Annotated in this window: 12 protein-coding genes, 1 tRNA gene and 1 pseudogene; 8 read left to right on the plus strand and 6 right to left on the minus strand. The window is 75.0% G+C overall.

Annotated features, from left to right (window positions below; all coding sequences use genetic code 11):
• The first annotated feature begins 10 nt into the window (after nt 1–10).
• Both G9H71_RS15675 and G9H71_RS15680 read left to right on the plus strand, forming a co-directional pair.
• Nucleotides 11–84, plus strand: a tRNA-Pro gene (locus G9H71_RS15675).
• A 130-nt stretch (nt 85–214) separates the two neighbouring features.
• Nucleotides 215–2020, plus strand: coding sequence for a putative bifunctional diguanylate cyclase/phosphodiesterase (locus G9H71_RS15680; protein WP_166283487.1), 1806 nt, complete (start codon nt 215–217; stop codon nt 2018–2020).
• A 7-nt stretch (nt 2021–2027) separates the two neighbouring features.
• Here G9H71_RS15680 and G9H71_RS15685 read toward each other — a convergent pair whose 3' ends face one another.
• Nucleotides 2028–3323, minus strand: a complete 1296-nt coding sequence (locus G9H71_RS15685; protein WP_166283489.1) for a cation:proton antiporter — start codon at nt 3321–3323, stop codon at nt 2028–2030.
• A 110-nt stretch (nt 3324–3433) separates the two neighbouring features.
• On the opposite strand from G9H71_RS15685, the gene G9H71_RS15690 reads away from it, so the two are divergent.
• From G9H71_RS15690 to G9H71_RS15705, 4 genes and pseudogenes are all read left to right on the plus strand, one after another.
• A complete protein-coding gene (locus G9H71_RS15690; protein ID WP_166283491.1) occupies nt 3434–5254 on the plus strand; it encodes a S9 family peptidase in 1821 nt (606 codons plus the stop codon).
• A gap of 84 nt (nt 5255–5338) precedes the next feature.
• Nucleotides 5339–5500, plus strand: a pseudogene (locus tag G9H71_RS25560) (PAS domain-containing protein); the annotation flags it as partial.
• A gap of 70 nt (nt 5501–5570) precedes the next feature.
• Complete coding sequence (locus G9H71_RS15700; protein ID WP_166283493.1) at nt 5571–7508, plus strand: putative bifunctional diguanylate cyclase/phosphodiesterase; 1938 nt, start codon at nt 5571–5573, stop codon at nt 7506–7508.
• A 106-nt stretch (nt 7509–7614) separates the two neighbouring features.
• A complete protein-coding gene (locus tag G9H71_RS15705) occupies nt 7615–7929 on the plus strand; it encodes a hypothetical protein (protein WP_166283495.1) in 315 nt (104 codons plus the stop codon).
• A 98-nt stretch (nt 7930–8027) separates the two neighbouring features.
• On the opposite strand, the gene G9H71_RS15710 is transcribed toward G9H71_RS15705, so the two are convergent.
• The 3 genes from G9H71_RS15710 to G9H71_RS15720 all read right to left on the minus strand — a co-directional run bounded on the left by G9H71_RS15710 (nt 8028) and on the right by G9H71_RS15720 (nt 9253).
• Complete coding sequence (locus G9H71_RS15710; protein WP_166283497.1) at nt 8028–8321, minus strand: transcriptional regulator; 294 nt, start codon at nt 8319–8321, stop codon at nt 8028–8030.
• Nucleotides 8318–8782, minus strand: a complete 465-nt coding sequence (locus G9H71_RS15715; RefSeq protein WP_166283499.1) for a hypothetical protein — start codon at nt 8780–8782, stop codon at nt 8318–8320. The genes G9H71_RS15710 and G9H71_RS15715 overlap by 4 nt, the downstream gene beginning before the upstream one ends.
• A gap of 75 nt (nt 8783–8857) precedes the next feature.
• On the minus strand, nt 8858–9253 hold the full coding sequence (locus G9H71_RS15720; RefSeq protein WP_166283501.1) for an Imm1 family immunity protein: 396 nt from the start codon (nt 9251–9253) through the stop codon (nt 8858–8860).
• A 220-nt stretch (nt 9254–9473) separates the two neighbouring features.
• On the opposite strand from G9H71_RS15720, the gene G9H71_RS15725 reads away from it, so the two are divergent.
• Nucleotides 9474–10001: a hypothetical protein gene (locus G9H71_RS15725; RefSeq protein ID WP_166283503.1), complete on the plus strand. Its 528-nt coding sequence runs from the start codon at nt 9474–9476 to the stop codon at nt 9999–10001.
• Nucleotides 10002–10102: 101 nt separating this feature from the next.
• On the opposite strand, the gene G9H71_RS15730 is transcribed toward G9H71_RS15725, so the two are convergent.
• Together G9H71_RS15730 and G9H71_RS15735 are read right to left on the minus strand one after the other, a co-directional pair.
• Entirely contained in the window at nt 10103–11188 is a 1086-nt protein-coding gene (locus tag G9H71_RS15730) for an aspartate-semialdehyde dehydrogenase (protein WP_166283505.1), read from the minus strand.
• Nucleotides 11185–12471 (minus strand): aspartate kinase, encoded by a 1287-nt coding sequence (locus G9H71_RS15735; RefSeq protein WP_166283507.1) that lies wholly within the window; start codon nt 12469–12471, stop codon nt 11185–11187. The genes G9H71_RS15730 and G9H71_RS15735 overlap by 4 nt, the downstream gene beginning before the upstream one ends.
• Before the next feature lie 162 nt (nt 12472–12633).
• Between G9H71_RS15735 and G9H71_RS15740 the strand changes: the two genes are divergently transcribed.
• Nucleotides 12634–13318: ABC transporter ATP-binding protein (locus G9H71_RS15740; RefSeq protein ID WP_331273043.1), on the plus strand; the 685-nt coding region annotated here is incomplete at its 3' end.

The raw sequence follows: 13318 nt of genomic DNA on the forward strand, positions 1-13318 counted from the left end.
CGAGTTCCACCGGGGTGTGGCGCAGCTTGGTAGCGCGCTTCGTTCGGGACGAAGAGGTCGTGGGTTCAAATCCCGCCACCCCGACAGCACGAGGGCCGGGTCCGCACGTCGGGCTCGGCCCTCGGCGTCTTCCCGGTCCGGACCTTCCCACTTCGCTTCAGCTGTCTGCCCCGCATGCCGATAGGCGGCGGTCGGGGCGAGCGAAGGGGGACGCGTGCGCGGGTCGACCAGCAGCGTGGGCGCCCTGCTCGACCGCGCCCCGACGGTGGCGACGCCGGCCGTCCTCGCCCGGGCGACCGCCTTCCTCTACGTGACCGCGGACGTCTTCTGCGCCTCGGCGATGGTCAGCCAGTGGGACCTGGTCGAGCGGCCGCTGGGCGCTTGCGGCTTCATCGCCCTGACCCTGCTCATCGGAGTCGGGGTCTGGCGCCGGGGCGCGGGCTGGCCGCGGGAGGCCTTCCACCTCCTGCTCGTGGGCGCCACGCTGCTGATTAGCGCCGCCATCGTCATGTCGCCCGGCGGATCGACGGCGGTCGCGCTGGCCTCGATCTACGCACTGGTCGCCCTCCTCGCGTCGTTCTTCTTCCGCTACCGCCTGACCCTGCTGCACCTCGCCCTGGCTCTGGCCGCCTGCGCCGCCGCCTGCCTCGCGTCCGGTGGGGTGGGCCTCGCCGAGTACTTCCTGGTCGTCGGGCAGGTGCTGATCACCAGCGCCACCGTCGGCTGGCTGGTCCGCGTGGCCGCAGAGAGCGAGATCGACCCGCTGACCGGGCTCGCGAACAAGCGCGGGCTGGACCGCGCGCTGGAGAGCTCGCTCGCGCGGGCCTCCGCCGGCCACGGCGAGCGCGCCGGGCTGGTCCTGGCGGTGATCGACCTGGACTACTTCAAGACGGTCAACGACACGGCCGGGCACGCGACCGGCGACCGGCTGCTGCGCGCCTGTGCCGACGCCTGGAGCGGCCTGCTCGGCGACGGCCAGCTGCTGGCGCGCGTCGGTGGCGACGAGTTCGTGCTGCTCCTGCCCGGGCTGGACCGGGCGGCCGCCGTGGCGCTGGTCGAGCGGCTGCGGGCCGCTGTGCCGGGCCGCACCAGCACCGTCGGCCTCGCGGAGTGGGAGCACGGCGACAGCAGCGCGATGCTGCTCGCCCGCGCGGACGCGGCGCTCTACGCCGGCAAGCGCAACGGGCGCAACCAAGCGTCCTGGCACGCGACCGCGACGCACGGGCTGTCCGAGCCCCTGGCCGCGGCGCTCGACCGCGGCGACCTGCAGGTCCACTACCAGCCGCTCGTGGACCTCGCCTCCGGGGCTGTACGCGGTGCAGAGGCGCTGCTGCGCTGGCCGGACGGGGAGGGCGGCTGGGTGTCGCCGGCGACGTTCATCCCGGTCGCCGAGGCGAACGGCCTCATCCACCGGCTGGGCGCCTGGGCGCTGCACCGCGCGTGCGCCGACGCGCAGGCGTGGTCTTCGCGCGGGCTGTCGTTGGAGAAGCTGTCGGTCAACGTGTCACCGCTGCAGCTGCAGGACGCCGGGTTCGGCCGGCTCGTGCAGAAGGTGCTGGCCGACACCGGCTTCGACCCAGGGCGCCTCGTGCTGGAGGTCACCGAGTCGGCGGTCGGCGCCGAGGACGCCACGGCGTACCGGACGCTGTCGGACCTGCGCGCCCGCGGAGTGCGCATCGCGATCGACGACTTCGGGACGGGCTACTCCACGCTCTCGCGGCTGCGCGACGTGCCGGTCGACGTGCTCAAGGTGGACCGCTCGTTCGTCGCCACCCTCGGCGACGAGGGCTCGCACACCTCGATCGTGGGGGCGGTCATCGCCCTCGCCGGCGCGCTCGGGCTCAGCACCGTCGCCGAGGGCATCGAGCGCCCCGCCCAAGCCGAACTGCTGCGCGCGCTGGGGTGCACCGAGGGCCAGGGGTTCCTGTACAGCCCCGCGGTGCCCGCCGACGCGTTCGTCGCGACCGCGGGCAGCCGAGCCTTCCCCGCCCACGAGGAGGAGCCGGTGGCGGCGGGCTGAGGCCGGGTCACACATGCTCGCGCGCGACCTGCTCGTCCGTGGGCCTGCCCCGCGTCCACCGCCGCGCCCGGTGCAGCCGCAGCTCGTCCAGGTGGCTCACCACCGGCGTCGCGGTCAGCCCGTGCACGACGACCGAGAACGCGACGGTGAACCCCACGGCCGCCCACAGCTCGGCGGCGGGGAACTCCTCGGCCTCCAGCGCGTAGGCCAGGTAGTACAGCGAGCCGATCCCGCGTACGCCGAACGCCCCGGCCACGATCCGCTCGCGCCGGCCCGCGGGAGTGCCCAGCAGGGACAGCACGCCCACGACGGGCCGGACGACGAGCACGAGCAGCACGCCGACCAGCGCGAGCTGCCAGGTCAGCGGCTCGAGCAGGCCGTCGGCGAACGCCACGCCGAGCAGCAGGAGCAGCCACGCGGTGAGCAGCCGCTCCACCTGCTCGACGAACCCGTGCAGCACCCCGTGGTAGCCGTGCGAGCGCTCGGCGGCCCGGATCGAGCAGGCGGCGACGAACACCGCCACGAAGCCGTAGCCGTGCAGGATCTCCGTCACGCCGTACGCGAGGAAGGTCACGGCGAGGGCGACGAAGCCGTCGGCGTGCTCGGAGAGCCGGAGCGTGTCGCGGCGGGCCCGGAAGAACGCCCGCCCGAGCAGCCGGCCGACCGCCAGTCCCCCGACGACGCCGAGGACGGTCTTCAGCACCAGGTCGTCCAGCGCCCAGCCGCCCAGCCACGCGCCCAGCGTCCCGCCGTGCGCCGCCACGGCCGTCGCCAGCATCACGAAGGGGAAGGCCAGGCCGTCGTTGAGCCCGGCCTCGGAGGTGAGGGCGAAGCGGACCTCGTCCTCGCTCTCCTCCGCGTCGCTGGGCTCGCCGACCTGGACGTCGCCGGCGAGGACCGGGTCGGTCGGGGACAGCACGCCGCCGAGCAGCAGCGCCGCCGCCAGCGGCAGGCCCGCGACCGCGGACCCGAGCCAGGCGACGAGCGCGATCGTCACGGGCATCGCGACGAACAGCAGGCGCCAGGTGGTCGACCAGCGGCGCCAGCCGAACGGGCGGTCCAGCGCGAGGCCGGCGCCCATCAGCGCGACGATGACCACGACCTCGGCCGCGTGCTCGACGAACGCGCCGTGCTCCACGGGGTCGAGCTCGGGAAGCCCGACGGGGAGCAGCCCGATCCCCACGCCCGCCGCGAGGAAGGCGAGCGGGAGGCTGAACGGGCGCCGTTCGAGGACGCGCGGGAGCGCGGCCGCCAGCAGCGCGCCGGCGCCCGCGAGCGCGAAGACGAGATCGGGTACTTGCACCGGCACGAGCCTGCCCAGGCGCGCCGCTTCCCACGCCCGGCGGCGCAGGACGGACACCAGGGGCAGGCCGCCCGGGCGGGCTCCCGCGCGGCGTGGTCTGATGCTCTGCCATGGACGAGCCGACCGCGGGCGGGGTCGCGGACTGGGAGCTCCGGTTCCGGGCCGCGCGCGTCTCCCTGCCGGAGTGGGCGCAGGACGCGCCGCACCGGTGCCTCTACGTGTCCAACACGACGGGCACCTTCGAGCTGTACGCGTGGGACCGCGCCGCGGGTACGCACCGGCAGGTGACCGACCGGCCCAACGGCACCAGCGACGGGACGCTGCCCCCCGAGGGCGAGGACATCTGGTGGTTCGACGACACCGACGGCGACGAGTACGGCGTGTGGCGGACGCAGCCGTTCGAGGGCCGGGACCCCGTCAACGGCGACGCCAGCGCCCCGGACCCGGAGGCGGCGCCGGGCCTGGCCGCCGCGTACTCGGCCGGGCTGGCCCTGGGCCGCGAGGGGCTCGCGGTGGTCGGCCGCGCGGACGACGACTACGGGACGCAGGTGCACGTCGTCGAGCCGGGCCGGCCGCCCCGGCTGCTCTACGCCCACGCCGAGAGCGCGACCGTCGGGGACCTGTCCGAGGACGGGACCCTGGTCGTCATCGCCCACTCCGAGCACGGGGACTCCCGGCACCCGGCGCTGCGCGTGGTCCGGGTGAGCGACGGGGGCACCGTCGCGGAGCTGTCGGACGCTCCCGGCAAGGGGCTGCACCCGCTGGGCTTCGCCCCCGTCGACGGCGACGGCCGCCTCCTCGTCGGGCACGAGCGGCGCGGCCGGTCCGAGCTGCTGGTCTGGGACGTCGCCACCGGCGCGGTGGACGAGCTCGACCTCGGGCTGCCCGGCGAGGTCGGCGGCGAGTGGTTCCCCGACGCCGGCGCGCTGCTCGTCGAGCACGAGCACGCCGCGCGCAGCGAGCTCTACCGCTGGGACGTCGCCGCGCGCACCCTCGAACGGCTGCCCACGCCCTCGGGCGTCGTGGGCGCAGCCACTGCGCGCCCGGACGGGGTAGAGCTGTCCTGGTCCTCCTCGGCCGAGCCCTCCGTGGTCCGCGACCTGGCCGGCGACGTCGTCCTGGCCGCGGCGGGGCCGCGGCCGCCCCGCTCGGTCCCCGTGCAGGACGTCTGGGTCGACGGGCCGGGCGGGCGCATCCACGCCCTGGTGTCGCTGCCCTCCGGTCACGGCCCGCACCCGGCCGTCTTCCTCGTGCACGGCGGTCCCGCGTGGCAGGACTACGACTCCTTCGCGGCCGACGCCGCCGCCTACGTCGACTGCGGCCTCGCGGTCGTCCGGGTCAACTACCGCGGGTCGACGGGCTACGGGTCGGCCTGGCGGGACGCGATCGAGAAGCGGGTCGGCGTCACCGAGCTCGAGGACCTCGCCGCGGTCCATGCCGAGGTGACGGCCCGTGGCCTGGTCGACCCGGCGCGGGTCGTGCTGTCCGGCGGGTCCTGGGGCGGCTTCCTCACGCTGCTCGGCCTCGGCCGCGCCCCCGAGCTGTGGGCGCTCGGCGTCGCCGCCGTGCCCGTCGCGGACTACGTCGCGGCCTACGAGGACGAGATGGAGCCGCTGAAGGCGTACGACCGGTCGCTGTTCGGCGGGTCCCCGCAGGAGGTGCCTGAGCGCTACCGCGAGTCCTCGCCGATCACGTACGTCGACGCGGTCCGCGCGCCCGTGCTCGTGATCGCCGGCGAGAACGACCCGCGCTGCCCCATCCGCCAGATCGAGAACTACCTGTCGCGGCTGCGCGAGCGCGGGGCCGCCCACGAGGTCTACCGCTACGACGCCGGGCACGGCTCGCTGGTGGTCGAGGAGCGCGTACGCCAGATGCGCGTCGAGCTCGAGTTCGTCGCGCGCCATCTGCCAGGGGCCCGGTCGCCGGGCTGAGCCGGGTGGCGGGGGCCACGTTCCTTCTGGATAGTTCTACGTGACATCGCGTGATCGGGCGAGCACGGGGGCACAGGACGAGGCGTGGGGGACGGTCAGCCGGACCGGTTGGCCGCGGCGCTGGACGCGACCAGCGACGCGGTCGTCTTCATCGACGGCGGCTGGGTCTTCCGCTACGTCAACGCCGCGGCCGAGCGCATGCTGCGCCGGTCAGCGGCCTCCCTGCTCGGCCGGCCGGTGTGGGACGAGTACTCCGACGCCGTCGGCAACGAGTTCTGGGGCCGGCTACCACCGGGCGGCCGAGACCGGCGTCGAGGTGACGACCGAGGCGTACTACGCGCCACTGCAGGCCTGGCTCGAGGTACGCGCCTTCCCCTGCGACGAGGGGCTCATCGTCTTCCTGCGCAACATCGACGAGCGCCGGCGCGCCGCGGCGCTGGTGGCGGGCCAGACCGCCGCCCTCGAGGGGATCGTCGCGGGGGTCGAGCTGTCGCGCACGATGGACGCGGTGGCGCTGCTCGCGGAGCGGGCGCTGCCCGGCTCGCTCGCGGTCGTCTTCGTCCGCAGCGACGACGGGGCCTTCCTCGACCTCGCCGCCGGTCCCAGCCTGCGGCCCGAGGCGGCCGCAGCGGCCCGCCGCCTCCCGGTGGCCGTGGGAAGCGGGCCCACCGGCGCCGCCGCGGCCCGCGGCAAGCTCGTGGTCGGCGACGTCGCCGACGTGGGGCCGACCGGGCTCTTCGCCGCGCAGGCCGCGACGCACGCCGTGCGCAGCGCGTGGTGCCATCCCCTGCAGGGGCGCGACGGGCAGGTCGTCGGCGTGCTGAGCTGCTACCTCGACCGCCCGGGCGGGCCGGACGACACCGAGCATGCCCGGCTCGGCCTGCTCGCCGAGCTGGCCGCGCTCGCGATCGAGCGCAGCCGGCTGGACCAGGCGATCCGGGCGCAGGCGCTGCACGACCCCCTCACCGGGCTGCCCAACCGCTCGCTCCTGCTCGACCGGCTCGAGCACGCGCTGGCGACGGCACGGCGGGACGGGTCGCGGGTGGGCCTGCTCTTCTGCGACGTCGACCGGCTCAAGCCGGTCAACGACCTGCTCGGGCACGCCGCCGGGGACGGCCTGCTGCTCGCGCTCGCCGAGCGGCTGCGCGGCGCGGCCCGCTCGGGCGACACCGTGGCGCGCTTCGGCGGCGACGAGTTCGTCGTCCTCTGCCCGGACCTGGCCGACGAGCGGGAGGCGCTGGCCATCGCCGGCCGGCTGCTCACCGCCGTCGGGCAGCCGCTGGCGCTCGGCGGGCAGGAGCTGCGCCCCTCGCTCAGCATCGGGGTCGCCCTGTCCTCCCCCGGGCGCGAGGGGCCGGCACCGGCGACCGCCGCGGCCGTGCTGCTGCGCGACGCCGACGACGCGATGTACCGGTCCAAGGCCGACGGCGGCGAGCGCATCAACGTGTTCGCCGAGCCGATGCGGGCCGAGGCCGAGCGGCGCTGGCAGCTCGAGCGCGGCCTGCGCGAGTCGCTGCACCGGCGCGCCGGCCTGCACGTGGCGTACCAGCCGCAGGTCGACCTGCGCAGCGGGCGGGTCGTGGGCCTGGAGGCGCTGGCCCGGTGGACGACCCCGGACGGCGTGCCGGTCCCGCCGCACGAGTTCATCCCCGTCGCCGAGGGCACCGGCCTCATCAGCGACATCGGCACGCTCGTCCTGCGGGACGCCTGCGCCGCCCTCGCCCAGCTGCCCGCCGAGCTCGGGCGCCCCCGGGTCTCGGTCAACCTCTCGGCCCGCCAGCTGCTCGACGCCGACCTGCCCGCGCTCGTGCACTCGGCGCTGGCCGCGGCCGGGCTGCCCGGTGACCGGCTCTGCCTGGAGATCACCGAGACCGTGCTCATGGAGGACGCGCCGGGGCTCACCGACACGCTCGGCCGGCTGCGGGACCAAGGCGTCGCCATCTCGATCGACGACATCGGCACGGGCTACTCGAGCCTGGTCTACCTCAAACGGCTGCCGGTGACCGAGCTCAAGGTCGACACCTCGTTCGTCGCCGGACTGGGGCGCAACACCGACGACGAGGCCATCGTCGCGGCGGTCATCGGGCTCGCCGGCGCGCTCGGCCTGCACGTCGTGGCCGAGGGCGTCGAGACCCGCACACAGCTGGACAAGCTCGTCGAGCTCGACTGCTCGACGGCGCAGGGCTTCTTCTTCGCGCCCGCCCTCGAGCCCGCGCCGCTCCGCGCCTACCTCGAGCACCCTCTCCCCCCGTGACCTCCTCCCCTCCGTGACCACCTCCCCTCCGCGGTGATCATGCACATGTGGCGAGTTGTCCACAGCCCCATGGCCAGTGCGGCGGAGCCGGATGCAGGATGGAGGCATGGCCCGCCGCGACGACCCCGACGACATCGACGCCCTGCTCGCCGAGGTGGACCGCACCCTCGGCAACGCGCCCTCCGGCGGCGCGGCCCCGGACCGCGCCCGGCGCGGCAAGCCCGCGCCCAGCAGCGCGGCCCCGCCCGCGACGCGCGGGGCCTTCGCCGACCGTGCCCGGACGGCGGCGCTCGCCGGGGTCGCCGGGGCTGCCGTGGTCTTCGCGCTCTTCGCCTTCCTGCCCTTCCTCGGCGCGTGGTCGGGGGCGGCCGGCGCGTTCCTCGCGACGTTCGTCGCCGTGCTGCTGCTGCGCCGCGGCTGAGTCGCCAGGCGGCCGTCGGGCCCGCACAATGTCGTGCGCCAGGCCGTCGTGCCCGCACACGGTCGTGCGCCAGCCGGCCGTCGTGCCGGCCGACGACGTCAGCCGACCGGCGCGCCCGCGACGATGCGCTGCAGCTCGGCGACGTGGGCGGCGAACGCGGAGCGGCCGGCGGGGGTTAGCGCGAGCCACGTGCGCACCCGGGACGACACCGTCGCCTTCGAGACGGTCACGTAGCCCGCCTCCTCGAGCGTGCGGACGTGCTTGCTGAGCACCGAGTCCGACACCCCGACCTCCTCGCGGACGACGGCGAACTCGGCCGACTCGGCGGCCGCGAGCAGCGCGCAGACCCGCAGCCGCACGGGCGCGTGGATGACGAGGTCCAGGCCGCTCACCGCGGTGTCCGCATCTCGGCCCGATAGACCGCGTCGTAGCGCCGGCCGAGCACGACGACCAGCGGGACGACGAGGACGGCGGCGGCCGGCCAGGCCCAGCGGTGTCCGAGGCCGTGGTCGAGGACCGCGGCGACGGCCAGGAGCCCAGCGATGGCCACCAGCATCACCTGCTGCAGGCGCTTGGCCCGCGGCCCGCTCGCCGTTCCACCGACCCACACGCCTGCCTGGGACTTGTAGGCGGTCACCAGCAGCGCGATCCCGACGACGAAGACGGCGAGCACGGGGCTCAGGAGCATCACGTTGTGCGCTCCCATGGCCGCGACCACGAGCGCGAGCAGCAGCCCGAGGGCGGGGTGGTACCACCCCGGCGTGACGACCCGGTCGGCCGCCTGCGCCTGCGTCTGCGCGACCATGCGCAGCAGCTGCTCGGCCTCCGCCCGGGACGGCTCGGTGGCGCTCATCGGTCTCCCCCTCGACTTGCCGGTACGGAAAGTCAACCACGTCGCTTTCCAGGTCGGCAAGTCACGCGACGACGCTCAGCCCGTCTCCCACTCGAGCGCGTCGTCGAGGTCGCCGTGCCGCACGAACCGCCACGCCGCCTGCACCGCCGCGTCGGGGCCCACGACATAGCGCAGCTCGTAGTCCCCCGGCGTCCCCGCCGTGACGACCGTGGCCGTGCCCTCGGGGGCGGCCGGGTCGGCGAGCGAGTACGCCTCGCCACCGGCGTACGACACGTAGACCACCAGCCCGGCGTAGGCCGAGCCGCCGACGGCGAGGTGCGCCTCGTCGGGGCCGGCGAACACGACGGCGGTCGTGTCGATCCCGTCGAGCGCCTCGACGAGCTGCCGGACGGTCCCCTCGTCCCAGTCGGGCTCCCACTCGCGCTCCACTGCGGACCCGCGGATGGCCGACGCCACGCTCGTCACGAACACGCCGTCAGCGAACCATGCCGCTGGCAAGCGCGTACGGGCGGGCTCGGCCGCTCGGGCCCGGACTGCCAGCGGCCTCCCAGCGCGAGCCTGCCCGGCCCTCAGCCGGCGGCGTCATCGTCGATGGCATCGCGGCGGCACTCCGCCGTCCGCACCGGACAGGACAGAGGTGCAGTTCATGAACACAGCTACGGACAACCGCGCTGCTGCAAAGCAGAGTTCGGTGATCGCTACGTCGGTCGTCGCCACGTGCGACACCTTGGACGACGCCGAGGCGGCCGCAGCGCGGGTCGCAGCCGGCGGCCTGTCCCTAGACCGCGTGTCGGTGATCGCCCGGGAGCCGCGCACCCGCTCGCACCGCCACGGGCTCGTCACCTCGGCCGACCGCAGCACCGAGGGCGTCGCGGGCGCGTGGGCCGGCGGGCTCTTCGCCATGCTCGCGGGCACCGCGCTGGTGCTGCCGCCCACGGGCGGCCCGCTGCTGGTGCTCGGGCCGCTGGCGCTGCGTGCGCTCGTCGCCGCGGAGTCGTCGGACCGGCAGGGCATTCGCCGGGAGTCGGCGGTCGCGACGCTGCTGCGCGGGATCGCCCCGGAGGCCGACCTGTCGCGCCACCTGAGCTCCTTGGAGGCGGGGCGCTGCCTCGTGGCTCTCGAGGGCGACGACAGCGCGGCCGACCTCGCCCGGCAGCTGCTCGCCGATGACGAGGGGTGGGCCGTCGAGCGTCCGGAGCGGCGCCTGGCTCGCACCTGACCCTCGACCAGGCACGGCTGCGGAAGCCCCCCGGGGGGCTTCCGCAGCCGTGTGCTCGCTGCGCGGACGGCTCCGACGACTCCGTCCGCAGCGCCGGCGCCTCAGCGCTCGGTGAACTCCTCGGCGACGAGCTCGGCGATCTGCGCCGTGTTCAGCGCCGCGCCCTTGCGCAGGTTGTCCCCGCACAGGAAGAGGTCGAGCGCGTTCGGGTCGTCGAGCGACCGGCGTACGCGGCCCACCCACGTCGGGTCGGTGCCGACCACGTCCGCGGGGGTGGGGAACTCGTAGTTGGCCGGGTCGTCGCACAGCACGACGCCGGGCGCCTCGGCGAGGACGGCCTGCGCCCGCGCCTGGTCGACCTCGGACTCGAAGACCGCGTGGACGGTGAGCGAGTGGGTCGTGACCACCGGGACGCGCACGCAGGTCGCGTTGACCCGCAGGCCGGGCAGGCCGAGGATCTTGCGCGACTCGTTGCGGACCTTGAGCTCCTCGCTGGACCAGCCGCCGTCCTTGAGCGAGCCCGCCCACGGCACGACGTTGAGCGCCAGCGGCGCGGGGAAGGGCCCGGTGTCACCGATCACGCGGCGCACGTCGCCGGCCTGGGTGCCGAGGGTGGTGTCGCCGGCGACCTTCGCGATCTGCTCGCGGAGCGCGTCGACGCCGGGCTGGCCGGCACCGGACGCGGCCTGGTAGGACGAGACCACCAGCTCGCGCAGCGTGTACTCGCGGTGCAGGGCGCCCAGCGCGACGATCATCGACAGCGTCGTGCAGTTGGGGTTGCTGATGATGCCGCGCGGGCGGTTCTTCGCCTGGTCGGGGTTGACCTCCGGGACGACCAGCGGGACGTCGGCGTCCATCCGGAAGGCACCGGAGTTGTCGACGGCGACCGCGCCCTTGGCGGCGGCGACCGGCGCCCACTGCGCCGACACCTCGTCCGGCACGTCGAACATCGCGATGTCGACGCCCTCGAAGGCCTCCTCCGACAGCGCGACGACCTCGAGCTCCTCGCCGCGCACGCGCAGCTTCTTGCCCGCCGAGCGCGGCGACGCGATGAGCCGGATGTCGCCCCAGACGTCGGTCCGGGTGGACAGGATGTCCAGCATGACGGTGCCCACGGCGCCGGTGGCACCGACGATCGCCAGCGTGGGGCGGCCGTCACGTCGGTTCAGCGGGGGAAGCGCGCTCATCGTCCGGTCCCTGCGTAGACGGTGGCGACCTCGTCGGTCGCGTCGAGCTCGAAGGCGGTGTGCAGCGCCTGGACGGCGGCGTCCAGGTCCTCGGCGCGCACGATCACCGAGATGCGGATCTCGGAGGTGGAGATGATCTCGACGTTGACGCCGGCACCGGCCAGCGCGTCGAAGAAGGTCGCCGAGACGCCCGGGTGCGAGCGCATGCCGGCCCCGATGAGCGAGACCTTGCCGATGGCGTCGTCGAACAGGATGTCGTCGAAGCCGATCGTCGGCTGGATCTTGCGCAGCGCGGCGACCGCCGACTGGCCGTCGGCCTTCGGCAGGCTGAAGGAGATGTCGGCGCGGCCCGTGGCGACCGAGGAGACGTTCTGCACGATCATGTCGATGTTCGTGCCGGCGTCGGCCAGCGCCCGGAAGACCGCGGCGGCCTCGCCCGGCTTGTCGGGGACGCCGACGACCGTGACCTTGGCCTCGCTCCGGTCGTGGGCGACGGCGGAGATGATCGGCTGCTCCACGTCCTGGCCTTCCTCTGCGGCGCCTTGCTGCGGTGTGTTCGTGACCCAGGTGCCCTCGCGCTGGCTGAACGACGAGCGCACGTGCACGGGCAGGTCGAAGCGGCGGGCGTACTCGACGCAGCGCAGGTGGAGCACCTTGGCCCCGCTCGCTGCCATCTCGAGCATCTCCTCGTAGCTCACGCGGGCGAGCTTGCGCGCGGTCGGCACGACGCGCGGGTCGGCGGAGTAGACGCCGTCGACGTCGGTGTAGATCTCGCAGACGTCGGCCTCGAGCGCCGCGGCGAGCGCGACGGCCGTGGTGTCGGAGCCGCCCCGGCCGAGCGTGGTGATGTCCTTGGTGTCCTGGCTGACGCCCTGGAAGCCGGCCACAATCGCGATCGCGCCCTCCCCGAGCGCCTGCGAGATGCGGCCCGGCGTGACGTCGATGATGCGCGCCTTGCCGTGCGCGGAGTCGGTGATGACGCCGGCCTGGCTGCCGGTGAACGACCGGGCCTCGAGGCCGAGGTTGCCGAGGGCCATCGCGACCACGGCCATCGAGATGCGCTCGCCGGCGGTGAGCAGCATGTCCAGCTCGCGCCCGCCCGGGATCGGCGTGACCTGCTCGGCCAGCTCGATGAGCTCGTCGGTCGTGTCGCCCATCGCCGAGACGACGACGACCACGTCGTTGCCGGCGCGCTTCGTGGCGGCGATGCGCTGCGCGACTCGCTTGACGCTCTCGGCGTCGGCGACCGACGAGCCGCCGTACTTCTGCACGACCAGGCCCACGGCTACTAACTCCAGACACGCGGCGACACGGGCGGACCCCACTCTACCGGCGGAGGGGTCGAGCCTCCCCCGAGTTTCCCCCGGCCCGCGAGTTGTCCACAACCGTCCCTGCGGCTGGCCGCCGACGTGGTGGAATCGGCCCCGGCGGACGGGGGGGCTGCAGTGACGGGAGACGTGGCGGGCACGGCGGTGCCCGCAGAGCGCACGGGCGACGGAATCGACGTACGCGGCGTCGAGCGCCGCTTCGGCGACGTGCACGCGGTGCGCGGCATGAGCTTCCGAGCCCCGCCCGGAGAGGTCACAGCGTTCGTCGGAGCCAACGGGGCCGGCAAGACGACGGTCATGCTGATGCTGGCCACGCTGCTCGCGCCGGACGCCGGCACCGTCCGGGTGGCCGGGTACGACCCGGTGGCCGAGCCCGCGGACGTCCGCGCCCGGCTGGGCTGGTCGCCCGACGTGTTCGGCCTCTACGAGGGGCTGACCCCGCGCGAGTACCTCGAGCACTTCGGCGCGGCCTACCGCCTGCCGCCGGCCCGCCGCCGCAGCCGCGCGGAGGAGCTGCTGGCCCAGACGTTCCTCATCGAGCTCGCGGACCGGCCGGTCAGCGGCCTGTCCCGCGGGCAGAAGCAGCGCCTGGGGCTCGCCCGGGCGCTCGTCCACGAGCCGGACGTGCTGCTGCTCGACGAGCCGGCCGCGGGGCTGGACCCGCGCAGCCGGGTCGAGCTGCGCGACCTGCTCCGCGCGCTGGCCGCCCAGGGCGCGACGGTCCTGGTGTCGAGCCACATCCTCGCCGAGCTCGAGGAGGTCGCCGACCGCGTCGTGCTCGTCGAGGCCGGGCGCACCGTGG

It is taken from the genome of Motilibacter deserti (assembly GCF_011250635.1).
GTDB lineage: Bacteria > Actinomycetota > Actinomycetes > Motilibacterales > Motilibacteraceae > Motilibacter_A > Motilibacter_A deserti.

Coding starts and splice junctions, on each gene's coding strand:
- G9H71_RS15690 (WP_166283491.1), top strand. CDS start 3,434: ATGGACGAGCCGACCGCGGGCGGGGTCGCGGACTGGGAGCTCCGGTTC.
- G9H71_RS15715 (WP_166283499.1), bottom strand. CDS start 8,782: ATGAGCGCCACCGAGCCGTCCCGGGCGGAGGCCGAGCAGCTGCTGCGC.
- G9H71_RS15730 (WP_166283505.1), bottom strand. CDS start 11,188: ATGAGCGCGCTTCCCCCGCTGAACCGACGTGACGGCCGCCCCACGCTG.
- G9H71_RS15705 (WP_166283495.1), top strand. CDS start 7,615: ATGGCCCGCCGCGACGACCCCGACGACATCGACGCCCTGCTCGCCGAG.